Source organism: Ereboglobus luteus (genome assembly GCF_003096195.1).
Classification (GTDB): Bacteria; Verrucomicrobiota; Verrucomicrobiia; order Opitutales; family Opitutaceae; genus Ereboglobus; species Ereboglobus luteus.
Window position 1 is genome coordinate 2,769,955 of the sequence record NZ_CP023004.1, and the last position, 16,556, is coordinate 2,786,510.

At 60.9% G+C, this 16,556-nt stretch carries 9 protein-coding genes and 1 pseudogene; 3 read left to right on the plus strand and 7 right to left on the minus strand.

The features are described from left to right. The first annotated feature begins 7 nt into the window (after positions 1–7). Positions 8–946: a glycosyltransferase family protein gene (locus tag CKA38_RS15750; RefSeq protein WP_161554841.1), complete on the plus strand. Its 939-nt coding sequence runs from the start codon at positions 8–10 to the stop codon at positions 944–946. Further along, a complete protein-coding gene (locus tag CKA38_RS10140; RefSeq protein ID WP_161554842.1) occupies positions 886–3,264 on the plus strand; it encodes a class I SAM-dependent methyltransferase in 2,379 nt (792 codons plus the stop codon). The genes CKA38_RS15750 and CKA38_RS10140 overlap by 61 nt, the downstream gene beginning before the upstream one ends. Before the next feature lie 119 nt (positions 3,265–3,383). Here the strand turns inward: CKA38_RS10140 and CKA38_RS10145 are convergent, their stop codons facing one another. From CKA38_RS10145 to guaA, 4 genes are all read right to left on the minus strand, one after another. Next, positions 3,384–3,821 (minus strand): metallophosphoesterase family protein, encoded by a 438-nt coding sequence (locus CKA38_RS10145; RefSeq protein WP_108825367.1) that lies wholly within the window; start codon positions 3,819–3,821, stop codon positions 3,384–3,386. A 30-nt stretch (positions 3,822–3,851) separates the two neighbouring features. Further along, a complete protein-coding gene (locus tag CKA38_RS10150) occupies positions 3,852–5,111 on the minus strand; it encodes a rhomboid family intramembrane serine protease (RefSeq protein ID WP_152032793.1) in 1,260 nt (419 codons plus the stop codon). A 110-nt stretch (positions 5,112–5,221) separates the two neighbouring features. Next, positions 5,222–6,514, minus strand: coding sequence for a histidinol dehydrogenase (gene hisD, locus CKA38_RS10155; RefSeq protein ID WP_108825369.1), 1,293 nt, complete (start codon positions 6,512–6,514; stop codon positions 5,222–5,224). Between the two features lie 119 nt (positions 6,515–6,633). Beyond that, positions 6,634–8,181 (minus strand): glutamine-hydrolyzing GMP synthase, encoded by a 1,548-nt coding sequence (gene guaA / locus CKA38_RS10160; RefSeq protein ID WP_108826538.1) that lies wholly within the window; start codon positions 8,179–8,181, stop codon positions 6,634–6,636. Positions 8,182–8,518: 337 nt separating this feature from the next. On the opposite strand from guaA, the gene CKA38_RS15755 reads away from it, so the two are divergent. Further along, positions 8,519–10,459, plus strand: coding sequence for a sodium:solute symporter family transporter (locus CKA38_RS15755; protein ID WP_161554843.1), 1,941 nt, complete (start codon positions 8,519–8,521; stop codon positions 10,457–10,459). Positions 10,460–10,730: 271 nt separating this feature from the next. Here CKA38_RS15755 and CKA38_RS10175 read toward each other — a convergent pair. From CKA38_RS10175 to CKA38_RS10190, 3 genes and pseudogenes are all read right to left on the minus strand, one after another. Then, positions 10,731–14,040, minus strand: a pseudogene (locus CKA38_RS10175) (efflux RND transporter permease subunit). A gap of 128 nt (positions 14,041–14,168) precedes the next feature. Next, positions 14,169–15,197 carry an efflux RND transporter periplasmic adaptor subunit gene (locus tag CKA38_RS10185; RefSeq protein WP_108825373.1) on the minus strand — a complete coding sequence of 343 codons (1,029 nt, stop codon included), beginning with the start codon at positions 15,195–15,197 and terminating at the stop codon, positions 14,169–14,171. Positions 15,198–15,220: 23 nt separating this feature from the next. Continuing rightward, entirely contained in the window at positions 15,221–16,522 is a 1,302-nt protein-coding gene (locus CKA38_RS10190) for a TolC family protein (protein ID WP_108825374.1), read from the minus strand. Positions 16,523–16,556 lie beyond the last annotated feature (34 nt).

Genomic DNA, 16,556 nt, shown 5'->3' on the forward strand with positions numbered 1-16,556 from the left:
AATATCGTTGAAAAAACACCTGCCGTGGTGCGGCGCCCTTTTGCTAATAGTATTGATACTGTTCGGGAAGTATTTGTTTTCGACGACACACGTTGTTTCCGAGATAGGGACGGACATATATGCATATTACCTGCACTCGCAGACTTTCGCCTCGTCCGAGCTCGGACAGGGCAACCTTCCTGTTTGGAACCCCTACACCTACGGCGGACATCCGTTTTTGGCTGATTTTCAGTCGGCCATGCTGTATCCTCCATCATGGATACTCGGGATGCTGAATCCGGTGACGGCCATAAACTGGTGGGTGAGCATCCATGTGCTCCTGTTCGGATTGCTTGCCTACATATGGGCGGCCATGCGTGGCATGAAACCCGGCGCCGCCTTTGTGGCGGGTGCGGCGGCAATGCTTGGCGGCACGTTTTACATGCACGTGTATGCGGGGCATGTGTCAAATTTGGGCACCATGGCGTGGGCGCCTCTGGTGTTCATAGGCATCGACGGTTGGCTGCGCAGCAAACATGCGGGCTGGCTTGTCGCCGGCGCGGCGGGCGTTGCCCTGCAGGTTTACGCGGGACACCCCCAATATGTGTATTACACCGCGATCATAGCCGGCCTGTATTCTTTGGTGCACCTGCCGTATCTCGGCCGGCAATTCCGGCGCACGGCCCTCGGGCTTCTCGCATTGTATCCGATGGCCGTGCTGTTGTGCGCCGCGCAACTGCTGCCCGGGTATTGCGCCCTGTCCGAGACAGTGCGCTCCACGGGCGCGTCCTACGAATTCGCCTCGATGTTCAGCCTCAATCCCGAGAATTTGCTCACACTCTTCGCACCGTGGTTATACGGGGGGATGGGCAGATTGTATATTGGGGGCGTTGTTACCTTTGGGAGATGCAGTTGTTTTTCGGCATTTGCATGCTGGCGCTGGCGGCGCACGGCTTCGCGGGACTGAGCCGCGCCAACCGCTGGCGCACGGGCATAGTGCTTGCCTGCGTGCTCGTCCTGGCGATGGGCGCCTATATGCCAATATATAAATTATTATATAAATACGTGCCCTTTTACGGCGCGTTCCGGGGAACGTCGAAATTCATATATTTGTTCGGATTGTTCATGGCGATGCTCGCCGGTAACGGCATAAACCGCATGATTGTCGAAAACGGGCGAAACTTCAGATTGGCCGTCGCCAGCTTTGCAATCGCCGGAATCATTCTGGGCGCCGGGTTGTTGATTAAAACGGGCGCGCTTGAAAATACGTGGCAGCGCACCTTCGAGGCGCTTGCCACTTCAAAACAGACCTATTTTCAAGCTTCCGTGGCGTTTGCCCAAATTCCCGACTTCAAGGACACTGCCCGGTCGCTGACGGGCAATACGCTTATCGCCAATGGCGTGTGGCTTCTGGCCTTTGGCGCGTTGGTGCTCGGTCTGCGCCATCGCAGACAACTCGTTTGGGGCGTCGGCGCGTGCGCGGTCATCAATCTCGGCGTATTCGCATGGAAATCGACAAGCGACTTCGAGGCGGCGAAGGCGATGCTTTTGCCCCCCGCCAGCCTCGCCAAAACAAACCCCGCGGAATACGCTCAAAACCTGCCCTACTTCGCCAAGGTGATACGGCAAAACCAAGGCGATTACCGCACGTTGAATTTCCCGCTTTCATCGGCAAACATGTCATGGCGCGCGGAGGGCCTCTGGGGTTACGATCCCTCGGTGCTCAAGCGTTATGCCGAATACATGTATTTTTCGCAGGGAATCAACCCCGACGAGGCGAGCCAGAATCCGCCGTTCCGCCAGCAATCCCCCCTGCTTAATATGTTTCGCCTGCGTTACGCTTTCATGCCGGACGGCAAGGTTGTTGACATGGGCGAGCCGCTGACGCGCTTCCTTATCGTTTCCAAATATAAAGTGTTAAAGGAACGCGATCTGATTTTGAGCGAGATGACCAAGCCGGGTTTCAATCCCAAGCAGGAAGTCATTTTGGAAAGCGAACCGAACCCTGTTCCGGACAATGAAAACGTCGCTTATACGGTCCGCCTTCTCGGCGTGACATCGGACAGCTGGACGCTTGAAATCATTTGCGACAAGGCGACCCTATTGCTGATGACGGACGCCTATGCGAAGGGCTGGAAGGCGACGACGCAACCCGGAAGCGTGCAAACAAACTACGACGTCATGCCGGCCAACTACGCCATGCGCGCAATCCCGCTCGCACAAGGACGGCATGTGCTGAAACTGGAATACAAACAACCCGGGCTTGTCACCGGCGTGAAAATATCGTTGGCGACGACATTGCTGCTGGGCATCATCATCGGCGTGCCCGCGTTTCGCCGTCGATTGGATTTCTCCGTCAAGGAATCGATCATTCACGCGAATATTGACGATCCTGATATTGAAACGGTCAAATGCGCGAATTGTGGCGGCGACGAAACCGGGCTGGTCTGTAAAAAACAAGTGCCTGGCGGTCGTGTATACAGCATGGTTCAATGCAAACGATGCGGCCTTGTTTATATAAATCCGCGCCTGACACAGGAGGCCATTCTGGCAACCTACAGAGATTCGGCCTATTTTCAGCGGGGAGAGGAGGATGTCACCGGATACAACGACTATACGGTTGATCGCGAGTTGCATGAGAATTTTTTCTCAAGCCAGTTGAACAGCATCGAAAAACAGTTGCCCAAAAAAGGTCGGCTGCTGGATGTCGGATGCGCGTTTGGATATTTGCTGAACGAGGCGCGGCAGCGCGGCTGGCAGGTCACGGGCATAGAGCTTTCCGGCGGGGCTTTTCAGTATGCCAGAAATGAATTGAAATTGCTTGTGCATGACAAGCCGTTGCGGGAGTTGACATTTCCGCCGGCTTCATTTGAAGCCGTTGTGATGGACGATGTGATCGAGCATTATGGCGATCCCGCCGCGGAAATTCGCGAGGTTGCGCGGGTATTGACAAAAGGTGGTGCTTTCATGCTGCACACGCCCAACTATGCCAGCCCCTGGCGTTCCCTAATGGGAGAAAAATGGGTGCACCTCAAACCCGAGGAACATTTGTATTATTTTTCGCCGGCGACGCTTTCCGACATGCTGAATAAAAATGGATTTAAGGTTGTTTATGCGCGTGCCCGAGGCAAGGCGACCAATCTCGCCTATATCATAGGTGTGGCGAGAAAATTTCTTCCGGGGTTTGCGCGTTTGCTTGAAAAAACCATAGGCCGTCTTCCCATGGCCAAATGGGCATTTTCATTTCGTGGCGGCGGCATGGAAGTTCTCGCGATCAAAAAATGATGTTATGGTATATTTATAACATCATTGGCTCATATCCTCGCCATCAATGATAAGATGTATTGCATGGTGCTTGTTCAAAAAATCACGGTTATCTGTTATACGAGCCTGTCGATTTGCGGCTACAAATGCTCGATGCTCCACTCGACGCTTTTGTCCGGACCGATGGTCAGCCAGCCGAAGCTTGGAGGATGACCCCCGCGCGGCAGTGAAACGCTTCCGGGGTTCAGCCAGCGAATGCCGTCGATCACCTGGTCGCGCGGGATGTGCGTGTGCCCGTGCAGAAGAATGTCGCAATACTCACGCAGCAGGCCCGGGGGCGGCGCGTGGACAAGCTGGCAGCACACATCATGGATTTTGCGCCGGAGCGAGGTGGGCCACGGATAAAAATCGCAGTTGCCCTGCACAACATGCAGCGGCGGGCCGATCAGCGAAAGCTCGTCGAGAATGGCGGGCGCGGAGACATCGCCGAGGTGCCAGATCTCATCGGCGCCTTGGATGCGTTGCGGCAAATGCGGCGGGTAGCGGTCGTGTGTGTCGGATATGACGGCGATGCGCATGGGTGGATGAAAGGAGTCGGGATGCAGGAGTCAGGAGGATGAATCCGACGCTCCGGTCGCTGGATTTTTGTTTTTCCTTGGGAGTGTTTCGTATTTGAGCGCTTTGTTTGCCTGGTTGAAATTGGCGACAATTTGATTGCTGCGCTGCATGCATGTCGAGAGGTCGAATGCCCGGTCGTCCTTCAGTCGTGTGTTGAAGTCGGCCCAAGTTTGGCGGCTTTCATCCAAGGCCGTGATGAGGAGCTTTTGTCGTTTTGCTGTAATTTGATCGGGATTAAAACGCGGCGACGAGGTTTCCTCCAGAAGCTCTCGGTAGGTTGGGATGAGGCTGGAGTCGATCCAGTTGGCGAGCTCCCTTGTGTTGTTGTCGGAGGCAAACTTTTTCAGCACGCCATTGCGCGAGGTTCCAAGCGTGTTGAGCTTATTGAGGATCGACGCCTCCTTCGTTCCCCACGCGAGCTCGTCGGTGACCGAATAGTTAAAACGCGGCGTGAGTTTTATGCCGCCAAAAATCAGCGCTGTGAAAAGCAGGCCCGCGAGGCCGAGCGTTTGCAGGCGGCGGATGCGGCGCAGGCTCAGGTTGAGCGGTTGCGCGAGCGCCGCGCCGAGAACGACGCCGCCCACAAAACCGCCGATGTGCGCCGCGTTGTCGATGCCCGTCACAGCGGCGCCGAAGGCGATGTTATAGACGGCGAATGTGGCGGTGCTTTTCATGATCGGCTTGTAAACGGTCGCGGGAAGACCGCTGCGCATCCTGAGCATGTAGCCGAGGATTGCGCCGAAGACGCCGAAGACCGCGCCGGACGCGCCCGCGCTCCATGTCTGGTCGCCGTGCCAGATGATGCTTGCGAAACTGCCCGAAAGCCCGCTGGCGAGATAGATGAGCGCGTAGATGAAGCGGCCCTGCAACTTTTCAAGAAACGCGCCCGCCTGATACAGCGCCCACATATTCACGGCGATGTGAATGATGCCGTAGTGCATGAACATGCACGTGAGAAGCCGCCACCATTCGCCGTTGGTCGTGGCCGCGCCGTTGTTCGCGCCGTATTTTATATAGACGAGCATCCCGTCCTCCGCGGGCATGAACCAGCCCGCGCCGAGAAAACCCATTACAACAAACACGACAATGTTCAGCGCGATGATGATGTTCGTGACAGAGAAGCGCGGATTGTGGTGCGAGGAAACTTCCTGGAGTCGCTGGTAGAATTCAACGTGCCTGCGGTGTTCGGCGCGCGCGTGTGCGAGCTGCTCGGCGGTTGGTTCTGGAGGCGGATTGTGGCTGCTGTGCATTGATGGGCTCGTTGCATAAGCGAGGCCGGGGCGCGCGGCAAATACCAAACCAATAAAAACCACGCGCAATGGCGCGGCTCAAATCCGTGACAACAGGCGGGCGAAAAAAATCACGCGCGGATTTTTACCGAGCGGCCGTGGGCGTCGAGTTTTTCCATCGCGGCGAAGCGGCTCGTGACGTCATTGGCTTTTTTCACGCTCGCGGCGGCGTAGCGGACGATGCTTGTGCGGCGCATGAAATCCGCCGTGCGCAGGCCGCTCGAGAAGCGCGCGGTGCGCGCGGTCGGGAGCACATGGCTCGGGCCTGCGGTGAAATCACCGAGCGCGGTCGGGGTGTGATTGCCGAGGAAGATCGCGCCGGCGGTCGTGATTGCGCGAAGGAGTTTTTTCTCGGCGGCGGGCTTGGTGATGATTTCGAGGTGCTCGGGCGCGACGTAGTTGGCGATGTCGGCGATCTGGTCGGGCGCGGGCGCTTCGATGGCGAGGAATCCGCCGGTCAGGACGGCCTGCGTTTTTTCCGAGCGGGCGATCAATTTGAGTTGTGATTGGATTTCCCCGGAAATGGCGTCGATGATTTTTTGCGAGGTGGCGACGAGGTAGATTTTTTCGCGGCCGGAGCCGTGCTCGGCCTGGGCGAGGAGGTCGGCGGCCACGAAGTCGGCGCGCGCGGTGTCGTCGGCGATCACCATGAGCTCGCTGGGGCCGGGGAGCGAATCGACGCCGACGGTGCCGAAGACCTGGCGCTTGGCCTCGCAGACGTAGGCGTTGCCGGGGCCGAAGATTTTGTCGACGGCGGGAATGGTTGTCGTGCCGTAGGCCATCGCGCCGACGGCTTGCACGCCGCCGATGCGGTAAACTTCGTCGACGCCGGCGATGTGCAGCGCGGCGAGCAGGGAGGGGGAGACTTTGCCGGAGGGATCGGAGGGGGTGAACGCGGCGATTTGCGGGCAGCCGGCGATTTTCGCCATCGTGGCGGTCATGAGCACGGTGGAGACAAGCGGGACTTGTCCGCCGGGGATGTAGAGGCCGACGCGGCGGATGGGGTCGAATTTTTCGCCGACTTCCGCGCCGTGCTTGTTTTTTGCCGTCCAGTTTGCGGGGAGGTTTTTGCGATTGTAGGCGAGGATGTTCGCGTGCGCGGCCTCGATTGCCTTGCGCTCGGCGGCGGGCAGTTTTTTCGCGGCGTCGGCGATGAGCGTGGGTTTGACTCGGAATTCCTTGGCGCGGAGCTTGGCGCTGTCGAACTTGGCGGCGTAGTAGGATACGGCCTCGTCGCCGCGCGCGCGGACATCGGCGAGGATGGCGGCGACGCTGGCGGCGATTTCGGGCGAGGGCTCGGCGGCGCGGCAGAACGCGGCGAGTTCGTCGGCGAAGGTCTTGGAGGTGGCGGAGAGGGTTTTCATAAATGCGGAATGCGGATTTCGGAGTGCGGAATGAAGGGCGCGCAAGCGGTATGCGGGAAAGGAATGGGGCTATCTGGTTTGATAAATCCGCATTCCGAAACCCGCATTCCGCATTTTCCTCACTCCCACTCGATCGTCGCGGGGGGCTTGGAGCTGATGTCGAGGACGACCCGGCTCACGCCGCGGACTTCGTTGGTGATGCGGTTCGAGATTTTTTGAAGGAGCTCGTTGGGGATCTTGGCCCAGTCGGCCGTCATGGCGTCGATCGAGTCAACGAGGCGCAGCGCGATCACGTCGGCGTAGTTGCGTTCGTCGCCGATCACGCCGACGGATTTCACCGGCAGATACACGCAGAAGGTTTGCCAGATTTTGTAATAGAGGCCGGCGTCCATCATTTCATCCTGGAGGATGGCGTCGGCTTCGCGGAGGACGTCGAGGCGTTCCTTGGTGATGTCGCCGACGACGCGCACGCCGAGGCCGGGGCCGGGGAAGGGCTGGCGCCAGACCACTTCCTTGGGCAGGCCGAGCTTGGTGCCGACTTGGCGGACTTCGTCCTTGAAGAGCTGGCGGAGCGGCTCGACGAGCTTGAACTTCATGCGCTCGGGCAGGCCGCCGACGTTGTGGTGAGACTTGATCATGGCGGCGGGATTGCCGCCGATGGCCATCGACTCGATGACGTCGGGATAGATGGTGCCCTGGCCGAGGTATTCGATGCCTTCCCGGGTTTTGAGTTCGCGGACTTTTTTCTCGAAGACTTCGATGAAGGCGCCGCCGATGATTTTGCGTTTGCGCTCGGGGTCGTTGACGCCCTTGAGGCGCTTGAGGAAGAGTTGCGCGGCGTCGACGACGCGCAGGTCGATTTTGAAATGTTTGGCGTAGAGTTTCTCGATGTTTTGCGTTTCGTTTTTGCGCATGAGGCCGGTGTCAACGTAAACGCAGGTGAGTTGTTTGCCGATGGCCTTGTGGAGGAGCGCGGCGCACACGGAGGAATCGACGCCGCCGGAGAGGGCGAGGAGCACGCGGCCCTTGCCGACTTGGGCGCGGATTTCGGCGACGGTTTGCTTGATGAAGTCGGCGGTGGTCCAGTTTTTCGGGGTGTTGCAGATGCCGAAGAGGTAGTTGCGGATGATGTCCATGCCGTGCTCGCTGTGCGAGACTTCGGGGTGGAACTGGATGCCGTAGAAGTTGCGCTTGGTGTCCTGCACGACGGCGAACTCGGAGTTCTCGGTGCGGGCGACGGCGGCGAAGCCGGGCGGGAGCGCGATGAGGCGGTCGCCGTGGGAATTCCAGACGCGGAGCTTGCGGGGGAGGCCGGCGAGGAGCGGGGATTTTTTGCGGATGGCGAGCGTGCCGAGTCCGTATTCGCGGTGTTTGCTGCGGGCGACTTTTCCGCCGAGGATCCTGCCCATGAGTTGCACGCCGTAGCAGATGCCGAGCACGGGGACGCCGAGCTCGAAGATGGCCTTGTCGGGCATCGGGGCGTTGGGGGCGAAAACGGAGCCGGGGCCGCCGGAGAGGATGATGCCGGTGACGCCGTCGGCGCGAAGTGTCTCGGCGGGCGTGGCGAAGTGGTAGATCTTGGAGTAAACCTGGCACTCGCGGATGCGGCGGGCGATGACTTGCGTGTATTGTGAACCGAAATCGAGGACGGCGATGGTTTGGATCATGGGTGGCGTGTGGCGTTCGTGGGCGTTCTGTTTGTGTGGAAAAGCTGTGCAGATAATCGGGCTGGCGGGTGAACGGCAAGGGCGGAGTTTGTGTTGTTTGAAAATGCGGCCGGGCGGTCCTCCCTGCATTCCGCGCTCCTTCCCAATCAACCGAAGCAGGACGCAAGGACGTAATCCTTTTGGTCGAGATTTCTGTTCTCGCCTTGGCTTGGATTTTCCACATTTTTCGTGTTTTCATTTCGGCAACCGCCCACGAAGGCAGTTGCCGTTTACCTTAACAAACGCACACAAACCCACCAGCACCCACTCTCCGGATTCGCGTCCGGGCATAATCAAAATGAGCACACTTGATATAGTCCTGTTCTTTGTCGCAGTTATCTCAGTCATTGGCTTTGGCACCTGGAAAGGCATTGCCAACAGCAAGAACGAGCCGAAAGGCGCCAGTTCCTACTTCCTCGCGGGGCGCGGGCTGACTTGGTGGCTTGTGGGATTTTCGCTGATCGCGGCGAATATTTCCACCGAGCAATTTGTCGGGATGTCGGGGCAGGCGGCCGACTGGCTGGGCCTGGCGATCGCGTCTTACGAATGGCTCGCGGCCGTGACGCTTGTGGTGGTGGCGTTTTTGTTTCTGCCGAAACTTTTGCGCGCGGGCATCTACACCGTGCCGGAATTTCTTGAGCACCGCTATGGCGTGCTTTCGCGGACAATCATGGCGATCGTGACCATGGTCATCCTCGTCGGCGTGCCGACGGCGTCGGTGATTTTTGCGGGCTCGAAAGTCATCACGGTGTTTTTCCAGGGCACGACGATTCTCGGGCTCGACATGGGGAACATCACCGTGTCGTGCTGGCTTATCGGAATAAGCGCGGCGGTTTATGTGTTTGTCGGCGGTTTGCGCGCGTGCGCGTGGACCGACTTGATCTGGGGCTCCGCGCTCATCGCGGGTGGCGCGCTCGTGCTCGTGCTCGCCCTCAGCGCCATCGGCCAGAAGGATCCCGCGGAACTGATCGTCACGAAGGTGGCCACGTCCGATGTGACGGTGGCGCAGCTCGCCGACGCGGGCCCGATCGAACGCCTCACGTTGCTCAATTCCGGCCCCGCGATGGCGGGCGAAAACGGTGCGGGCGGCAAATTCCACATGGTGCGTCCGGCGTCGGACCCGGCGGTGCCGTGGACGGCGCTGCTCATCGGCCTGTGGATTCCAAACTTTTTCTATTGGGGGCTCAACCAATACATCATGCAGCGGACGCTCGGCTCGAAGTCTCTCGCCGAGGGGCAGAAGGGCATCATGTTCGCCGCGTTTCTCAAGCTGCTCATTCCGTTTGTGGTGATCATTCCGGGCATTCTCGCGTTCAATCTCTACCATGGCGATTTGCGTGAGCAGGCCGACATCAAGAACAGGCAGGTGCTGGTCGAGTTCCAGTCGGGCTCATCGGAGAAGGTGTTTCCGTTCACCGAAAACTTCGCGAAACGCGACACGGCGACGGCGCTGGCGCTTGTCTCGCACAACGCCGCGAAGGCGGGCGCGCCCCTTGAGGTTGGCGCCGCCTCGACTGCGACCGAGATTTTTGCGGCCAACACAAACTTGGTGGCGGCGGCGAACAAGAAGGGCGTGAGTTCGGCGACAAAAATTGTCGGATACGACTATGACGCGGCTTACGGCACGCTGTTGAAAAACCTGCTGAAACCGGGCTACACATGGTTCGTGCTTGCGGCGCTGTTCGGCGCGGTCGTGAGCTCGCTTGCGGCGATGCTCAACTCGGCCTCGACGATCTTCACAATGGACATCTTCCACAAGCTGGCGCCGCGAGCCAACGAGAAGGTGCTCGTGAACGTCGGCAAGGCCTGCACGCTGATTTTTGTTGGAATCGCGTGTGTCATTGCGCCGGGATTGGGCAGTCCGAAATACAACGGCATATTCACCTTCATCCAGGAATTCCAAGGCTTCATCAGCCCGGGCGTGCTCGGCGTGTTTTTGTTTGGATTTTTGGTGCACAAGGCTCCGCGTTATCTCGGCTGGCTCGGCATCGTCATCAACGCGGTGCTTTATGGCGCGCTCAAGGTATTCACGCCTGAAATCGCGTTTCTCAATCGCATGGCGATCTGCTTCGGCGTTGTCATCGCGGTGCTTACGGTGTGCACGCTCGTGAATCCGCTGAAGGAGCCGGTGAAGATGCCCGTGAACACGGCGATCGCACTGGAGACCTCGCCCGGCGTGAAGAAAGTCGGCATCGGCATCGTGCTGCTCACAATCGTGCTCTACATCATCTTCTGGTAAGCGCGATAAACGCGTCAGTGCTGACGCTTAAACTTAAAAAAGACCAGGTTCGCGCCCGGTCTTTTTTTGCGGGTGGTCTGCAAAATATACAATGGGTTCGGGGCATTGTTTTCTACCGTCTGCCCAAGGTCTCGCGAGTTCGACCCTGGGCTGCTGAATGGCGCACCTTTGGCGTGCGACAAATGACAAACAAGGTAGCGCCTATGAGGAAGCGCCATACCTTGGATGTGACAGCATACTTCAAAACGAGCTGGTGGATTTTAATGCAATATCATCTTTGTTTTTTCTCAAACGTATCATAAAGCGCGGGCAATAAAATCAGCGTCAGGAATGTCGCTGTTATGATTCCGCCGATGACAACGGTGGCGAGCGGGCGCTGCACTTCGGCGCCGGGGCCGGTGGCCAGGGCCATCGGGAGGAAACCCAGGCTGGCGACGAGCGCTGTCATCAACACGGGGCGCAAACGCGTGAGGGCTCCTTCGATGGCCGTGTCGCGGACGCTCAGGCCTTCGGCGCGGAGGGTATTGAAATGGCTCACCATCATCAGGCCGTTCAACACCGCCACGCCGCTCAGGGCGATGAAGCCGACGCCGGCGCTGATCGAAAAGGGCATGTCGCGCAGCCAGAGCGCGAAGACGCCGCCGGTGACGGCGAGCGGGATGCCCGTGTAAATGAGCAGCGCCTGGCGGAGGCTGCCGAAGGCGATGAAGATGAGGACAAAGATGATCGCGAGCGCGGCGGGCACGATGATCGCGAGGCGCGCGCGGGCTTGCTGCAGGTTTTGGAAGGAGCCTCCAAACTCGATCGTGTAGCCGGGGGGAGCTTGATTTCGGCGGCAATTTTTTGCTGCGCCTCGCGGACGTAGCTTTCCACGTCGCGGCCGCGGAGGTTGACCATGATCGCGGCGCGGCGCTGGCCGGACTCGCGGGTGATGGCGGCGACTTTTTCGGTGACGACGATGTCGGCCACCTGGCCGAGCGTGAGGAGGGTGTCGGGCGATTCGGCGCGGAGCGGGATGCGCAGGATTTCGTCGGTGCGGGAGCGGATGTCGTCCGTGACGCGCACGACGATGGGGATGCGGCGGTTGCCTTCGATGACCGTGCCGACGTCGGCCCCGGCGAGCGCGGTTTCGATGGCGGCGTTGAGTTCGGAGGCGTGGATGTTGTAGCGCGCCATGGCGTCGGGTTTGAGTTTGATTTCGAGGAGCGGGGATTTGCCGAGCGAGTCGAATTCGACGTCGGCGGCGCCGGTGATGGCTTCGAGGATTTCGCGCGCCTCGGTGGCGATGTGCTCGATTTGGTCGTAGTCGTCGCCAAAGACTTTCACGGCGATGTCGGCGCGCGTGCCTTCGAGGATTTCGTTGAAACGCATTTGGATGGGCTGGCTGAAGAGGTAGGCCTGGCCGGGGATGGCGGTTTCGAGCGCGGTGGTGAGTTGCGCGGCGAGGTCGGCCTTGGAATGCGGAGTGGGGAGTGCGGAATGCGGAATTGGCGCGCTGCGCGCGTCCGGCGACCTGGAGACCGCCGTTCCGTTCCATTGGTCGAAGGGTTTGAAGAAGATGTAGGTGTCGGCGACGTTGACGCCCATCGGGTCGGTGGCGACTTCCTGCGTGCCGATGCGCGAGAAGGTCGTGGTGACGCCCGGGAATTGTTGGTGGATGATTTGCTCGGTTTTTTCCTGCATGGCGACGGAGGCGTCGAGGCCGATGCTTGTGGTGCGGATCATGTGCGTGGCGAACGAGCCTTCGTCGAGTTGCGGGATGAACTCGGCGCCGAGGTTTTTAAATGTGTGCGCGGCGAGGGCGAAGAGCGCGATCGACGCGGCGACGATGAGCCAGCGGAGGCGGAGCGCGACCGCGAGGAGCGGGCGGTAGGCGGCCTTGAGGGCGCGGATGACGAGGTTGTCCTTGTGCGAGATGTTGCCGCGGAGGATGTAGCTGCTGAGCACGGGCATGAGCGTGAGCGTGAGGATGATCGCGCCGATGAGCGCGTAGATGACGGTGAGCGCCATGGGCTTGAAGGTCTTGCCTTCGATGCCGGTGAGCGAGAGCAGCGGGATGTAAACGATGGTGATGATGAGGACGCCGAAGAACGCGGGGCGGCCGACTTCCTTGGCGGCGGAGAGGACGGTTTGGTTGCGCTCGGAGGCGTTGAGCGGGCGTCCGATTTCGTGCTGCCGGAGGCCGAGCCGGCGGACAATGTTTTCGACCATGACGACGGCGCCGTCGATGATGAGCCCGAAGTCGACCGCGCCGAGGCTCATGAGGTTGCCGCTGAGGTTGGTCTCGACCATGCCGGTGATGGCGAAGAGGAACGAGAGGGGGATGGCGAGCGAGACGATGAGGGCGGCACGGATGTTGCCGAGCAGGAGCAGGAGAACGACCACGACAAAGATCGCGCCGTAGGTGAGGTTGTGCGCGACGGTGTTGATGGTGCGGTCAACGAGTTCGGTGCGGTCGTAAACGGTGATGATCTCGACGTTGTCGGGGAGGCGCGGGCGGAGTTCGTCGATTTTTTCGGCGATGCGGCGCGCGACGATGCGGGGGTTTTCGCCGGTGAGCATGAGGGCGGAGCCGAGCACGGCTTCGCGTCCGTTGTGCGTGGAGGAGCCGGTGCGGATCGAGGAGCCGATGGCAACCTCGGCGAGGTCGGAGACGAGGAGGGGGCGCGAGGCGAGTCCGCGGAACTTCACGGGCAGGCGCGCGATGTCATCGGTGGTTTGCACGCGGGAATCGGCGCGGATGATGATTTGCTCTCCGCCGATCTGGACCGCGCCGCCGCCGGCGTTTTCGGTGTTGGCGGCGATGATGTCGGCGAGCTCGGCGGTGGTGATGCCGGCGGCGAGGAGCGCGTCGGGGCGCGGGTAAACGAGGATTTGTTTTTCGTAGCCGCCGGAGGCGTTGACTTCGGCGATGCCGGGGACGGCGCGCAGGGCGGGCTTGATGACTTGGTCGTGGAGGAGCTTGAGCTCCATGAGCTGCTCGGGGCGTGTGGCGGGGATGGGGGAATGCGGAGTGCGGAGTGCGGAATGCGGAATGGGTTGTGTGGGTTGAGTGGCATGGGCGGCTTGCCCATGTTCAGGATGTTTGTGATCTGAAGACATGGCCGGGTCGGCCATGCCACTCAATCCGGCGGCGTCGTGTTTGTAATCGACAACGTAGTAGTAGATTTCGCCGAGACCGGTGGTGATGGGGGCGAGCTTGGGCGCGAGTCCGGGGGGAGCGACTCGGCGGCGTTGGCGAGGCGTTCGGCGACGAGCTGGCGGGCGCGGTAGATGTCGGCCGAGTCCTCGAAGACGATCGTGATTTGCGAGAGGCCGAACTTGGAAAGCGAGCGCATTTCGCGCGCGCCGGGGATGCCGCTCATTTCCATTTCGATGGGGAAGGTGACGAGTTTTTCAATTTCCTCGGGCGCGAGGTTTTTGACTTCGGTGTTGATCTGCACTTGCGTGCTGGTGATGTCGGGCACGGCGTCGATCGGCAGGCGGTTGACGAACCAGAGTCCGGCGAGAAGAAGCGCGAGCGCGCCGAGCAAAACGAGCGGGCGCTGGCGGAGTGAGAATTCGAGGATGCGATTGATCATTGGGAAAGAGGATGGAAAAGGAGTCAGAATACAGGAGTCAGGAGTCAGAATGTAGAAAGCCGGAGGCGAAGGCAGGAGGCTTGGTGGTTTGTAGCTGTCTCCTGACTTCTGACTCCTGCATTCTTTTTTTAGTGCGAGTGTCCGCCGCCTTTGGTGAGGCGGAGTTCGGTGAGCCAGAGTTGTTCGACGGCGGTGGCGGCGACGGGGGCGTCGGGCGCGAGGCCGGAGATGATTTCGGTGTGGGCGCCGTCGGTCATGCCGAGCACGACGGGCGTGCGGCGGTAATGGCCGTCGTGATAGAGATACGCGAAGGTGCCTTCTATGGTTCGAAGCACGGCGGTGTTGGGAATGGTGAGCTTTTGCTCGGGCGGGCCGATCAGCGGAATGGCGAGGCTGTCGCCGATGTCCGTGCCCGGAGAGGAGACGGACTTTGCAGTCTGCGCCATGTTGTGAATGTCGGCGAGCGCGAGGGTGACTTCGACTTGGCCGGTGGCGTGCGTGAGGGCGCGGTTAATGGCGAGGATACGCACGCCTTCGTGCGGGTGATCCTGCATGTCGTCGGCAACGGAGGGCGGGACGAGCGCGGTGACTTGCACGGGCGGGCCGGCGTCGACGACGGTGGCGTTGAGCATGACGCGGTGCGCAAACGGGCGCGTGACAATGCGCGTGGTGGCGAGGTTGATGGCGTGCGCCGTGGCGTCGTCGAATTTCAGGCCGTTCTTTTCGTCGTAGGTGACATTTGTGCTCTCGGACGCGCCGTGCGAATGGCCTGCGTGCGGATCGCGTTTTTGGGCGGGCTCGGTTTTGTGATCATGGCCGGGCGCGGAGTGGTCGCGGTCGGGCTTGGCATGATCGTGGTCCGCGTGCGGGTCTGTTTTTTCGGGGGCGCTGTGCGCGGCGTGATCATGACCGTCGTGGGCGTCGTGATCGCGGGCTGCGCGATTTTGGTCCGCGTGGTCGTGATTGTCGTGTTGTTGTTTGTTGTGATCGTGGCCCGCGTGATCGTGCCCCGCGTGGTCGTCGTGGCGCGAGCAGGAGGTGGCGAAGGCGAGGGCGGCGATAAGCGTGATGGCGAACAAAATGGGGCGCGACTTTGTCGCGTCCGGCGGCGGGACGCCGCCGCTCCTTGCGCTGGCGTGGTTCGTGGATGTTTTCATTCTACATTCTCCATTTTCATTCTTCATTTGGAGTTCGCGCCGCTTAGCGGAACGAGCTTCAGGCCTGTGAGTTCCTCGAGGCGAAGGGCGGCTTCGAGGGCTTCGTTGCGCGTGTCGAGGAGCGATTCGACGGCGTCGAGATAACTGTTTTGCAGTTCGATGTAGGTGGAAATGGGAACGGCTCCGAGGCGGTAGTGGCGGTCGGCGAGCGCGGCGGCTTCGCGGAATTTTGTTATCGTGTCGGGTTTCCATCGCGCGCTTTCGGCGAGTTTGGTTTGGAGGGTTTGGGCGGCGAGGAGGACGTCGCGGTCGAGTTCGCGCTCGGCAAGGTAGGCGGCGGCCTCGGCCTGGCGGCGGCGCGACTCGGCTTCGTTGACGGCGGCGCCGGAGCGTCCGGTGACGGGGAGCGGGATGGAGAGGCCGATGCCGAAGGAGCGCTCGGTGCCATCGGCTTTTTCCTGCGAGTAGTAGGGGCTCACGGCGATGCCGGGGTAGCGTTCGTTGCGGGCGAGGCGGACGGCGTAGCCTTGTTGCTCGAGTTCGACGCGGCGCATGCGGTATTCGAAGTTGTTTTCGCGGGCGGCGGCGAGGAGGGCGTTGCGCTCGGGCGGCGCGGCGAGTGTGGCGGCGTAATCGTGCGGGGCGTCGATGCGGAGCGGGGCGTCGGGGGCGGCGCCGCGGAGCTGGTTGAGCTCGATGAGCGCGGCGTGGAGCGCGAGCTCGGCCTCGGTGGCGCGGCGCTGGAGCGAGAGCTCGGAGGCTTCGATGACGCGCGTGTCGAGGAGCGGGGTGAGGCCGGCGGGATCGCGGGCGAGGAATGTTTCCTTGAGCGCGGTGAAGCGGTCGGCGACTTCGCGAATGGCGTCGGCGCGGGTGGCGGCGGAGTGCAGGCCGGTGGCGAGGACGCGCGCGCGGGCGGTGAGCGCCTGGTCGAAGCGCGCGAGGCCGAGCTCGGCGAGGGTGATGTCGCGGCTGGCGATGGCCTTGCGGAGCGGGAGGCGTCCGGGCCAGTCGAAGGTTTGCGTGAGCGAGACGGACCACGCGGCGCCTTCGCCCGCGAGGGAGCCGTCGGACGCGCGAACGCGCGTGCGCCCGAGTTCGACGGAAAGCTCGGGATCGGCGAGGCGCGTGGCGGCGCGCGCGCTGGAGCGGGCGGCGGAAATCTCGGCTTCGTAGAATGCGCGCTCGGGATTTTTCGCGCTGATCTCGGTGATGAGCGCGGGGATGGTTGTGGCTTCCGCGGCGGGAGCGCCGCGGAGAAGAGTGAAGGGTGAAGAGTGAAGGGTGAATAGGAGGGCCAGGGCGATGTGCGGGATGTGCTTCATGTTGTGTGTTTGTTGTAGTTGAAAAATGGATACG